We start from the raw sequence: 11,137 nt of genomic DNA, 5'->3' as shown, positions 1-11,137 counted from the left end.
GGCGCGGGGGCCGCGAAAATCATTCGGCGGCGATCGGCGAGGTCACCTTGGCGTCGAAGCGCTTGAGGATCGCGGTGGCGCAGTCGCGCCCGTCACGGATTGCCCAGACCACGAGGCTGGCACCGCGCACGATGTCACCCACCGCATAGACGCCTTCCAGATCGGTCGCGCCGCTTTCGAACTCGGCCTTGATGGTGCCCCAGCGGGTCACCGACAGCTCGGGCGCACCCCAGAGGGTCGGCAGGTCCTCGGGCTCGAAACCCAGCGCCTTGATCACCAGATCGGTGTCCTCGACATAGTCGGAGCCTTCGATCACCTCGGGCGCCTGGCGGCCGGTGGCATCGGGATGGCCCAGGCGCATGCGCTGCACCATGACGCCAGTGACGTCATCGCCGGCAAAGCCCTGCGGCGCGGTCAGCCATTCGAACTGCACGCCTTCTTCCTCGGCATTGGCCACCTCGCGCTGCGAGCCGGGCATGTTGGCGCGGTCGCGGCGATAGAGGCATTTCACGCTTTCGGCGCCCTGACGGATCGCGGTGCGGACACAGTCCATCGCGGTGTCGCCACCGCCGATCACCACGACCTTCTTGCCCTTGGCGTTCAGCTCGCCGCTTTCGAATTCCGGCACGCTGTCACCAAAGTTGGCGGCGCGGTTCGAGGCGGTGAGATAGTCGATCGCCTTGACGATGCCCTTGGCACCGGAACCCGGCCCCTTGAGATCGCGCGACTTGTAGACGCCGGTGGCAATGATCACCGCGTCATGGGCGGCGCGGATCTCTTCGAACGAGATGTCCTCGCCGACGTTGCAGTTCAGCTTGAAGGTCACGCCGCCAGCTTCGAGTTGCTTGTTGCGGCGCATGACCACGTCCTTCTCCAGCTTGAAGCCGGGGATGCCATAGGTCAGCAGGCCGCCGGCGCGGTCATAGCGGTCATAGACGGTGACCTGGATGCCGGCGCGGCGCAGCATGTCGGCGGCCGCAAGACCGCCGGGGCCGGCGCCGATGATGCCGACGCTCTCGGTGCGTTCCTGCGCCGGGTTGGCAGGCAACACCCAGCCGTTTTCCCAGGCGGTGTCGGTGATGTATTTCTCGACCGAGCCGATGGTGACGGTGCCGTGGCCGGACTGCTCGATCACGCAGTTGCCTTCGCAAAGCCGGTCCTGCGGGCAAATGCGGCCGCAGATCTCGGGGAAGGTGTTGGTGGCCTGGCTGACCTCATAGGCCTCTTTCAGGCGTCCGGTGGCGGTCAGGCGCAGCCAGTCGGGGATGTTGTTGTGCAGCGGGCAATGGCTCTGGCAATAGGGCACGCCGCATTGGCTGCAGCGGCTGGATTGCTCTTCGGCCTTGGCGCGGGCAAACTCGGCATAGATCTCGTCAAAGTCGGTGTTGCGCACGTCGGCGGCGCGCTTTTCCGGCATGTCGCGTTCGATCTGCACGAATTTCAACATGGGCTGCTTGGCCATATCGCTGGAGCTCCGGGTTGTTTGGCTGTTACCGCGCCTTTTACAACACGGCATTCGGCATGAAAAGTCAGTAGTGCTGACCTAATATCGGTTATTTTGCACTTTGCGGCAGGAAATTTTGCCGCACGGCAGAATATAAAGGTCCGACACGGACCTATATTCCGATTTCCCTATGTTTTGCAATAGGTTTATAGAGATGGAAAATTTGCCATAAGGTCATGCCGGATGACGCTTTTTCACCTTTTGCTTGTTGCCGTGATCCAGGGGATCACCGAGTTCCTGCCCGTTTCCAGTTCCGGCCACCTGATCCTGCTGCCGAATCTCACCGGCATGGCCGACCAGGGCCAGGCCATCGACGTCGCGGTGCACGTCGGCACGCTGGGCGCTGTCATCCTGTATTTCTGGTCCGATGTGCGCGTGGCCCTGGGCGGCCTGCCCCGCCTGCTGCGCGGCAAGACCGACACGCCGGGGGCGAAACTGGCCTTTCTGCTACTGATCGCCACCATCCCGGTGATCATTGCCGGGCTGCTGCTCAAGATCACCGGGCTCGATGACGCCATGCGGTCAATCACCGTGATCGGCTGGGCGATGCTGGTGTTCGGCCTCGTGCTCTGGTGGGCCGACCAAAAGGGCGCCTCGGACCTCGAGGCCAGCGACTGGTCGACCCGGCATGCCTGGATCCTCGGGCTGTGGCAGGCGGTGGCGCTGATCCCCGGCACCTCGCGCTCGGGCATCGTGATCACCGGCGCGCGGCACCTGGGTTATGAGCGCTCGGACGCGGCGCGGCTGTCGATGCTGATGTCGATCCCGACGATCCTCGCCTCCGGCGCCCTGCTGGGCACCGAGGTGGTGGGGGAGGCCGACTGGGAGATGCTGCGGCTGGCCGGCATCGGGGCTGCCTTTGCCTTCCTCTCGGCGCTGGTGGCGCTGGTGCTGATGATGCGCCTGCTGCGCTCGGTCAGTTTCACGCCGTACGTCGTATATCGCGTGGTGCTGGGCGTGGTGCTGATCTGGCTGGGCCATACCGCCTGACCTGCGGCAACGCTTACACAAGCATTGCTCACCTCAACCGTGATTATTTCGAATTATCCTCGTGGATGCTCTTAAGGTAGTTTCGCACCAGGTTTCGGGTGTGACCTCCTTTCGGAAACGCACCTCCGACAAACCATGGAGATGACCATGAAGACTTCGAAGTTCGCCCTCGCAGCCATCGTCGCCGCCACCTTTGCCACCAGCGGCCTGGCCCAGGGCACCGTTGAAGACAAGATGAAGACCATCAAGCCGGCCTCCGAGGTCGGCGGCCAGCAGATCGGCATGCTCGACTGCACCATCGACGGCGGCTGGGGCATGTTCCTCGGCTCTTCCAAGGCGGTCAACTGCCAGTTCAAACACCGCAACGGCGAGGTCGAGCGCTACACCGGCTCGATGGACAAGCTGGGCCTCGACATCGGCATGACCGAGAAAAGCTACATGACCTGGGTCGTCTTCACCACCGCCGCCAACAAACCCGGCGACAACGCCCTGGCGGGCACCTATGTCGGCGTCTCGGCCGGCGCATCACTGGGCATCGGCCTTGGCGCCAACGCGCTGGTTGGCGGCTCGGGCAAGCAGATCGGCCTGCAGCCGGTCAGTGTCGAAAGTGTCTCGGGTGTCAACGTTGCACTGGCGCTGGCCTCGCTGACATTGACACCGGCGCAATAAATCGCGCAGATCGATGTGAACGGGGTCCGGGCAACCGGGCCCCCAATTGTTGAAAGGACCTAGGAATGACAGGACGGGACATGCGCCGGCCTCTGCTGGCCGCGCTCGCAGCTGCATCGATCACCTCTGCTCCGGCGGCCCTGCTGGCCGAGGGCAATCACATCGCGTTCGAACTGGGCGGGGGACTGTCCTACGGCCCGACCTACGAAGGATCCGACGACTACACCTCCTCCCCCAGTTTCCAAGGCAGCCTGCATTCCTTCGGCGCCGGCTCGATGTCGGTGGGCGGCGGTGATGCGACCGGCTTCGGCTTTGCGCCCTCCTTCGGCTTCATCGGCAAGCGGGATTCCTCGGAGCATACGGCGCTCAAGGGCATGGACGACGTCGACTGGACGCTCGAGGTCGGGGTAAAGGCGAAATACACCTGGGAATTCGCCGAGGTCTCGGCCGCGGTGCGCAAGGGCTTCAACGGCCACGAAGGCGTTGTCGCCGATCTGGCCGCCGATGCCATCCTGCGGCCCGACGCCTATACCACGCTGCGCCTCGGCCCGCGGGTGAGCCTGGCCAATGAAGAATATGCCGAGACCTATTTCTCGGTCCCCGCCTCGGCCCGCAACCTGAGCGCCTATTCCGCCGAGGGTGGTGTGAAATCCGTCGGGGCCGAGTTCAGCGCCCGCCGCGAGCTGAGCGATACCTGGTCGATGGAAGGCAAGCTGGCCTATGACCGGCTGATGAACGATTTCGCGGACAGCCCGGTCACCCGCTCGGGCAGCGAGCACCAGGTGACGGTCGGTGTGTCGCTGATCCGCCAGTTCGACCTGCGGTTCTGAAGACAGACCGACTGAGCAAGAAAAAAGGGTGGGCCATGTGCTGACGCATTCCGGATTTTGGGACATAGAGAGGCCCCGGTGAAGTTTTTCGCCGGGGCCTCTTGATCTGAGGACGCCCGTTTTGCTCTGTCATCTTCCCTCGAACTTCTTCCAAAGTGGCGTCCCGTGGAACAGCCACGGACGGTAAAGAATCCTCCGCGGGTCGGGGGCTTGCTGCGAACTTGCCTTGTCACGCACGCGGCTCAAACCCAGCCGCATCGCGGGTGTTCGGAGGATGGGAGCTTGCTCTCGACGCTTCGGCACCGTGATGATTTGGTCTGATCCAGGCACACGAATAGCAGAAGTTCCGGCCGGTACGGCACTTGCGCCATGTTCGGCTGAATTGCCTCCGGTGTATTGCCGCGCTTCGAACCAGTTGTAGTAGACGCGGTAGATGTTCAGCAGGGCAATCAGCACCGCTGGATTGAACAGGGCGCCATTGATGTAGCTCGGTCCATTTCGCGCTGAACGCCCTCCCGCACGATCTGTTGGACTCAGCCGCGTACGGAGTGAGTTCATGAAGGCCGAGACTGGCTGTAAAGTCGAGGTCAGGGCACGGCGTGCAAGGGCTGAACGCAATGCGTGATCGTGCGGAAGCTGGTCGAACGCGAGGCCTTTCAATTGGCGGCGATACGCACTCCGGATCAGCGGAAATCCCACCACCTTTTGCGTCTCCCCGAAGGCCTGAACGGGAGACCTGACCCATAGCTGAGGGAACTGCGCTGAGCGGAAATTGAAAAAGGAGAATGGGTGGGTTTGTCCGTTGTGATCGACATTCATCGCCGGGGTCAGTCCGTCAGCACAGAACTGCGTGAGCCAGTCAAAGTTCGAGTTGTCAGAGGCTGTGATCGAAGATGCGCGCGCCTTGAACGCCTCGAAGTCTTTCTGGAAGTCGCGGATCCTGCGGTTTGTCTTGGGTGTCGACGCTGACTTGTCGAAAGAGATGACGAACCACTCGAAGAGATCGGCCTTGATCAAGTCACGAAAGACGTGTGGCACCACTCGAACCATGGTGTTCTCCTGCTCGCCTACCAGCGTGATTTTACCCTCGGGCAGCATGTCGCGTAGGCATGCGAGGTGAGCAGCTTTGGTATAGGTAGGCTTCACAAGGCTCCCTTTGAAGCTGCCGCGGAAGTCTCGGTCAGCTTCCGAAAAATCAAAATACCGATGCCGGATCTCGTCCAGCAACCTGCGCCGACAATCAGCATGTTTGAGTTGGGCGCGAACTTCTGCCGGTAGGATGATCAGGCCGGCCGGGTCGCTCTCGAATGCCCGAACCAACCGTTCCGAGAATACCCGCCAACTGCCCTCGGCACTGGCAAACAGAGCAGCTTCGTCGAACCGACCGCTGGGGCGTTGAAAGTGCAGTAGCGGCGCGGTGAATACTTTGCCGGACTTCTGGGTATACTCGCGGCGCAATCCCTTCGGACCGCCGCCCTCGTGAATGTAGTGCTCTTCACATAGCCGGACCGGGTCGACCCGCGGGTCGAAATTCGCGTCAACCCGAAAGACATAGCCAGAGCGGATGTCCGCGCTTACTGAACAGTGAACCGGGGTCAGGCGTCGATCAGACTTGCTCTCCCAATTGACCGAAATCACAACGTCATCATGAGCCACACGGGTGTGGTTGAACTCTTCCGAACCATCGGACTTCCTTTTCCATTCGCGGAGCTTGGCCCGCTCAAAGGACAGTAGCGTCTTTTCCAGCCAGAAAATGCGATTGTAAATACGGCTGACACCGCACTTCTTGCCTGTATCCGGATCAGCAAGGAGGCGCCGCAAATCGTTGATACTCGCGCCATTTACCAACGCACGCAATATTCTGACATTATCGTGCTGCTTCTCCTGGCTCTGATGATCCAGCGAAACCGAGAACCGAGAGCCCCTCAAACCCTTGCACGGTTTGTGAATGAGGCGAAAAGCCGTGGGTTTCGCTGGGCGACCACCTCGCACCTTGGTGGACTTCCCGTGAGCACCGTTGAAGATGAACTCATCCGGGTGATCCAGGTACCGCGCGCCGCAACTTCCGCATGCCGGTCCTTCGAGGGAGCCGTTCTGGGTCTCGAGCCGTTCAACCTCGTCGAGAAGGTGTTCATTGGACAGCAGGCTGAATGACACTCCGCACTCGTGGTTCGCTTTTTGGTGGCGGCATACCACGACGCGCCCGTCGTCCCAGACGTGAGGGTCGTCTGCATATTCGAAAGCTGCCGAGGTCCTCTGGCGCTTGTCCTCGCCGGACAAGGTGTAGACCCCACGGCCAGTCGCCAACGCTGGAAGATTTGTCGATGCCAATAACTTGCGCTGTGCGGCATTCCTGCCCTTGAACACCGGCAAGGCGAAGTCTGGCGCCACACCGTAATTCCCGCAGTCGGGGTCCCCGCATGTGTTGAGATTGATTTTCGGGTCGGCAGGAGGATACACTACCTCCAATGACAGTTGTGGAATGGACTTGACCACGACAGAGCCTTTCGTTCTCTTTCGTCTCGACAAGTCGGGCTCCATTCCGAATACTGATATTGGCCAAGATTGGGATATCCAAAGTCCCGACCTCGCTTTTTCGGCAACTGTTGCCGCGGTACTTTTCTCCCGCACAACGGACAGACTGCTACCTCAAAAACCTCATAAATTACAAACGCCTACCAAGCGTAAACTTGGTAGGCGTTGCTTTCGTGTCCCAGAAGCCGGAATGCGTCAGCCATGTGCCCACCCTTTTTTTGTTCGATCCGTTGAGTTGCGGGGCAGAGCAGTCGGCCCTGCCCCGGACCCGGAACGTCAGCCCTGCAGCGATTTTACCACCAACTCGCCTTCCGAGCGGGCCTGCATGGCGCGGGCGGCGGCATGGGCGGCGGCGGCGGTGGTGAAATAGGGGATCTTGTCGTAAAGCGCGACCGAGCGGATTTCGCGCGAATCCTCGACTGCCGCGGCGCCTTCGGTGGTGTTCATCACCAGCGAAATCTCACCGTTCTTCAGCATGTCGACGATGTTCGGCCGGCCTTCGTAGACCTTCTTGACCACATCCGCCTTGAGCCCGTGTTCGGCCAGGAACTTGGCCGTTCCGGCGGTGGCCACGATGGTGAAGCCCAGACCATCAAGGATCTGCGCGGTTTCCACCAGCTCGGGCGTCTTGTCGGCGTCCTTGATCGAAAAGAAGACGCGGCCGTCGTCGGGCAGAACCATGCCGGCGCCCATCTGAGCCTTGAGGAAGGCGCGGGCAAAGCTGCGATCCCAGCCCATGACCTCACCGGTCGAGCGCATTTCCGGCCCGAGGATGGTGTCGACGCCGGGGAAGCGGGCGAAGGGCAGCACGGCCTCCTTGACCGAGAACCAGGGCATGTCGGGATCGGCGAGGGTCAGCGGATCGGCCAGCGGCAGCACGGTGTCGTAATCGGCGTTTTCCGGATACGGCGGGCGCATCGGGAAGGCCGAGAGCTTTTCGCCGGCCATGACGCGGGCGGCGATCGAGGCGATGGCGCTGTCGGTGGCCTTGGCGACGAAGGGCACGGTGCGCGAGGCGCGCGGGTTGACCTCGATCAGGTAGATCTCGCCGTCCTTGATCGCGAACTGGATGTTCATCAAGCCGACGACGTTGAGCGCACGCGCCAGAGCCTCGGTCTGCACCTTGATCTCGTCCAGCACCTCTTTCGGCAGCGAATAGGGCGGCAGCGAGCAGGCGCTATCGCCCGAGTGCACGCCGGCCTCTTCGATGTGCTGCATGATGCCGGCGACATGGACCTGTTCGCCGTCGCAGAGCGCGTCGACGTCAAGCTCAACCGCGCCCGACAGGTAGCTGTCGAGCAGCACCGGGCTGTCGCCCGAGACGACCACGGCCTCGTTGATGTAGCGTTCGAGATGCGCCATGTCGCGGACGATCTCCATCGCGCGGCCGCCCAGCACGTAGGAGGGGCGGATCACCAGCGGGAAGCCGATGTCCTCGGCGATTGCCATGGCTTGGGCGTCGGTCGAGGCGATGCCGTTCTTGGGCTGCTTCAGGCCCAGCTCGTTGACCAGCGCCTGGAACCGCTCGCGGTCTTCGGCCAGGTCGATGGCGTCGGGGGTGGTGCCAAGGATCGGGATGCCTTCGGATTCCAGCGCATTGGCCAGTTTCAGGGGCGTCTGCCCGCCGAACTGGACGATGACGCCGTGCAGCGTGCCGCGCTCCTGCTCGACGCGCAGGATCTCCATCACGTGTTCGAAGGTCAGCGGCTCGAAATAGAGGCGATCCGAGGTGTCATAGTCGGTCGACACGGTCTCGGGGTTGCAGTTGACCATGATGGTCTCATAGCCCGCGTCGGTCAGCGCGAAACAGGCGTGACAGCAGCAATAGTCGAACTCGATCCCCTGCCCGATCCGGTTGGGGCCACCGCCGAGGATGACGACCTTCTTCTTGTCGCTGGGCCGCGCCTCGCATTCCACTTCGCCCATCATCGGGGCCTCGTAGGTGGAATACATGTAGGGCGTCTGCGCCTCGAACTCGGCGGCGCAGGTGTCGATGCGCTTGAAGACGGCGACGACGTTCTTGGCAATCCGGCGGTTGCGCACGTCCTTTTCGGAGAAGCCGGTCAGCTTGGCCAGACGCGCATCGGTGAAGCCCATCATCTTGAGATGGCGCAGCCCGGCCTCATCGCTCGGAAACCCTTCGGCCTTCACTTGCTCTTCGGCCTCGACGATCTCGCGGATGCGGGCGAGGAACCAGGGGTCGAACATGGTGACGCCGTGGATTTCCTCGTCGCTCAGACCGTGGCGCATCGCCTGCGCGATGGTGCGCATACGGTCGGGCGTCTGCTGGCTGATCGCCTTGATGACGGCGGATTTCTCGGGCGCGCCCTCGATCTTGACCTCGTCAAAGCCGGTAAGGCCCGATTCCATCGACGCCAACGCCTTTTGCAGCGACTCGTGGATGGTGCGGCCGATGGCCATCGCCTCGCCCACGGATTTCATCGCGGTGGTCAGATAGGGCTTGGAGCCGGGGAACTTCTCGAAGGCAAACTTCGGGATCTTGGTGACGACATAGTCGATGGTCGGCTCGAAGCTGGCGGGCGTGACCTTGGTGATGTCGTTGTCGAGCTCGTCCAGCGTGTAGCCCACCGCCAGCTTGGCGGCGATCTTGGCGATGGGGAAGCCGGTCGCCTTGGAGGCCAGTGCGGACGAGCGCGACACCCGCGGGTTCATTTCGATCACCACCATGCGGCCGTCGGCGGGGTTCACCGCCCATTGCACGTTCGATCCGCCGGTCTCGACCCCGATCTCGCGCAGGACGGCGATACTGCCGTTGCGCATGATCTGGTATTCCTTGTCGGTCAGCGTCAGCGCCGGGGCCACGGTGATCGAATCGCCGGTGTGCACGCCCATCGGATCGACGTTCTCGATGGCGCAGACGATGATCGCATTGTCCGCCTTGTCGCGGACGACCTCCATCTCGTATTCCTTCCAGCCCAGCAGCGACTCGTCGACGAGGATCTGGCCCACCGGCGAGGCATCCATGCCGGTGCGGCAATAGTGGATGTAGTCCTCGCGGTTGTAGGCCACGCCGCCGCCGGTGCCGCCGAGGGTGAAGGCGGGGCGGATGATCGCCGGCAGGCCGATCTCTTCCAGCTCTTCCAGTGCCTTCTGCACCCCGGCTTCGAGGTCGACCTTGCCGTTGGCCTTTTTCGGCGCGGTGACGATGGTTGCCTTGGGGTTTTCCAGCCCGATGCGGTCCATCGCCTCGCGGAACAGCTTGCGGTCTTCGGCCATTTCGATGGCGTCGCGCTTGGCGCCGATCATCTCGACATTGTACTTGTCGAGCACGCCCATTTCTTCCAGCGCCAGCGAGGTGTTGAGGCCGGTCTGCCCGCCCATGGTCGGCAGCAGCGCGTCGGGGCGCTCTTTCTCGATGATCTTGGCGACGACCTCTGGGGTGATCGGCTCGATGTAAGTGGCATCGGCGAGGCCCGGGTCGGTCATGATGGTGGCGGGGTTGGAGTTCACCAGGATCACCCGGTAGCCTTCTTCGCGCAGGGCCTTGCAAGCCTGTGCACCGGAGTAGTCGAACTCGCAGGCCTGTCCGATGACAATCGGCCCCGCGCCAATGATCATGATCGACTGGATATCGGTTCTTTTCGGCATATCGGACCTCGGGGTTCAGCGCGGGGGGAATGGGCGCAGGGCGCAAATTGTCGTGGGTTATAGACATGCGCGGGCCGGGTTCAAGGGCCAAAGCCGGTCGATCTGCCCGGAAAACGTGCGGGATCTGCCTTCATTTAAGGCTTTACTTAAATAAGGGGTGTGCCAATACTCTTTGCAACGACTCATCAAACCAACACAGGATAGCCATGAGCGCCCTGCCGCAGACCTTTGCCGCCCTGTCAGACCCGGTGCGCTTTGCCATGGTCGAGCGGCTGCTGGCCGAAGGCGAACTGCCGGCCGGGCGGCTGGGCGAAGGCTTCGGCATCTCGGCGCCGGCGATCTCTCAGCACCTGGGCGTTCTGCGCGATGCCGGGCTGGTGAACCGCCGGGCGCGGGCGCAGCAGCGGCTCTATTCGATCCGCCCCGAGGGGCTGATGGCGGTGGCCGGCTGGGCCGACGAGGCGCGGCGCTTCTGGGAGGCCAGCCTCGACCGGCTGGAGCACCTGCTCAACAAGGAGACAGACAGGACATGACCGAGGTCGCAGAGAGAACCGAGCTGACGCTGGAGCGCCGCTTCAACGCGCCGCTCGCGCGGGTGTGGGAGATGGTCACCCGGCCCGAAAACGTGGTGCTCTGGTTCGGCCATGACGGCTGGACGATGATGAGCCACGCGCTCGACTTCACCCGCCCCGGCCCCTGGCACGCCCATATGCGCAGCGCCGAGGGCAACCGCTTCGACGTCAGCGGCACGGTGACCGAGGTCACGCCGCCCCGCCACCTGGCCTTTACCTGGGCCTGGCAGGATGCCGAGGGCAACCGCGGCCACGAGAGCCGGGTGACCTTTGCCCTCGTGCCTTCGGGCGATGTCACGCTGTTCACCGTGCACCATGCAGGCCTGCCGGATGGCGAGACCACCACGTCGCACGAAGGCGGCTGGTCGGCTGTGCTGGCGCGGCTCGAACGGCAATTTCCCGACTGAATTCAACCCGATCCACACAGA

General features: G+C 62.7%; 8 protein-coding genes. 5 read left to right on the top strand and 3 right to left on the bottom strand.

The genetic code is table 11. The features are described from left to right. Positions 1 to 19 precede the first annotated feature (19 nt). On the bottom strand, positions 20 to 1,462 hold the full coding sequence (locus tag ACN0SE_RS14095; RefSeq protein WP_417525169.1) for an NAD(P)-dependent oxidoreductase: 1,443 nt from the start codon (positions 1,460 to 1,462) through the stop codon (positions 20 to 22). A 225-nt stretch (positions 1,463 to 1,687) separates the two neighbouring features. On the opposite strand from ACN0SE_RS14095, the gene ACN0SE_RS14090 reads away from it, so the two are divergent. The 3 genes from ACN0SE_RS14090 (at position 1,688) to ACN0SE_RS14080 (ending at position 3,993) form a co-directional block, all read left to right on the top strand. After that, positions 1,688 to 2,494: an undecaprenyl-diphosphate phosphatase gene (locus ACN0SE_RS14090; protein ID WP_417525168.1), complete on the top strand. Its 807-nt coding sequence runs from the start codon at positions 1,688 to 1,690 to the stop codon at positions 2,492 to 2,494. Between the two features lie 141 nt (positions 2,495 to 2,635). After that, positions 2,636 to 3,163 carry a DUF992 domain-containing protein gene (locus tag ACN0SE_RS14085; protein WP_417525167.1) on the top strand — a complete coding sequence of 176 codons (528 nt, stop codon included), beginning with the start codon at positions 2,636 to 2,638 and terminating at the stop codon, positions 3,161 to 3,163. 65 nt (positions 3,164 to 3,228) lie between these two features. Further along, on the top strand, positions 3,229 to 3,993 hold the full coding sequence (locus tag ACN0SE_RS14080) for a MipA/OmpV family protein (RefSeq protein WP_417525166.1): 765 nt from the start codon (positions 3,229 to 3,231) through the stop codon (positions 3,991 to 3,993). A gap of 129 nt (positions 3,994 to 4,122) precedes the next feature. On the opposite strand, the gene ACN0SE_RS14075 is transcribed toward ACN0SE_RS14080, so the two are convergent. Both ACN0SE_RS14075 and carB read right to left on the bottom strand, forming a co-directional pair. Next, positions 4,123 to 6,534 carry a hypothetical protein gene (locus ACN0SE_RS14075; RefSeq protein WP_417525165.1) on the bottom strand — a complete coding sequence of 804 codons (2,412 nt, stop codon included), beginning with the start codon at positions 6,532 to 6,534 and terminating at the stop codon, positions 4,123 to 4,125. 270 nt (positions 6,535 to 6,804) lie between these two features. Continuing rightward, positions 6,805 to 10,137 carry a carbamoyl-phosphate synthase large subunit gene (gene carB, locus ACN0SE_RS14070; protein ID WP_417525164.1) on the bottom strand — a complete coding sequence of 1,111 codons (3,333 nt, stop codon included), beginning with the start codon at positions 10,135 to 10,137 and terminating at the stop codon, positions 6,805 to 6,807. 206 nt (positions 10,138 to 10,343) lie between these two features. On the opposite strand from carB, the gene ACN0SE_RS14065 reads away from it, so the two are divergent. Continuing rightward, positions 10,344 to 10,670: an ArsR/SmtB family transcription factor gene (locus tag ACN0SE_RS14065; RefSeq protein WP_417525163.1), complete on the top strand. Its 327-nt coding sequence runs from the start codon at positions 10,344 to 10,346 to the stop codon at positions 10,668 to 10,670. Continuing rightward, positions 10,667 to 11,116 (top strand): SRPBCC family protein, encoded by a 450-nt coding sequence (locus ACN0SE_RS14060; RefSeq protein WP_417525162.1) that lies wholly within the window; start codon positions 10,667 to 10,669, stop codon positions 11,114 to 11,116. Before ACN0SE_RS14065 ends, ACN0SE_RS14060 begins: the two co-directional genes overlap by 4 nt. The last annotated feature ends 21 nt before the right edge of the window (positions 11,117 to 11,137 follow it).

Origin of the sequence: Marinovum sp. (assembly GCF_048263515.1) — a bacterium.
Lineage (GTDB): Bacteria > Pseudomonadota > Alphaproteobacteria > Rhodobacterales > Rhodobacteraceae > Marinovum.
The sequence above is the reverse complement of the archived record's forward strand: the minus strand, read 5'-3'. Positions and strand labels throughout refer to the sequence as shown.

Coding starts and splice junctions, on each gene's coding strand:
- ACN0SE_RS14095 (WP_417525169.1), bottom strand. CDS start 1,462: ATGGCCAAGCAGCCCATGTTGAAATTCGTGCAGATCGAACGCGACATG.
- ACN0SE_RS14090 (WP_417525168.1), top strand. CDS start 1,688: ATGACGCTTTTTCACCTTTTGCTTGTTGCCGTGATCCAGGGGATCACC.
- ACN0SE_RS14085 (WP_417525167.1), top strand. CDS start 2,636: ATGACCATGAAGACTTCGAAGTTCGCCCTCGCAGCCATCGTCGCCGCC.
- ACN0SE_RS14080 (WP_417525166.1), top strand. CDS start 3,229: ATGACAGGACGGGACATGCGCCGGCCTCTGCTGGCCGCGCTCGCAGCT.
- ACN0SE_RS14075 (WP_417525165.1), bottom strand. CDS start 6,534: ATGGAGCCCGACTTGTCGAGACGAAAGAGAACGAAAGGCTCTGTCGTG.
- carB (WP_417525164.1), bottom strand. CDS start 10,137: ATGCCGAAAAGAACCGATATCCAGTCGATCATGATCATTGGCGCGGGG.
- ACN0SE_RS14065 (WP_417525163.1), top strand. CDS start 10,344: ATGAGCGCCCTGCCGCAGACCTTTGCCGCCCTGTCAGACCCGGTGCGC.
- ACN0SE_RS14060 (WP_417525162.1), top strand. CDS start 10,667: ATGACCGAGGTCGCAGAGAGAACCGAGCTGACGCTGGAGCGCCGCTTC.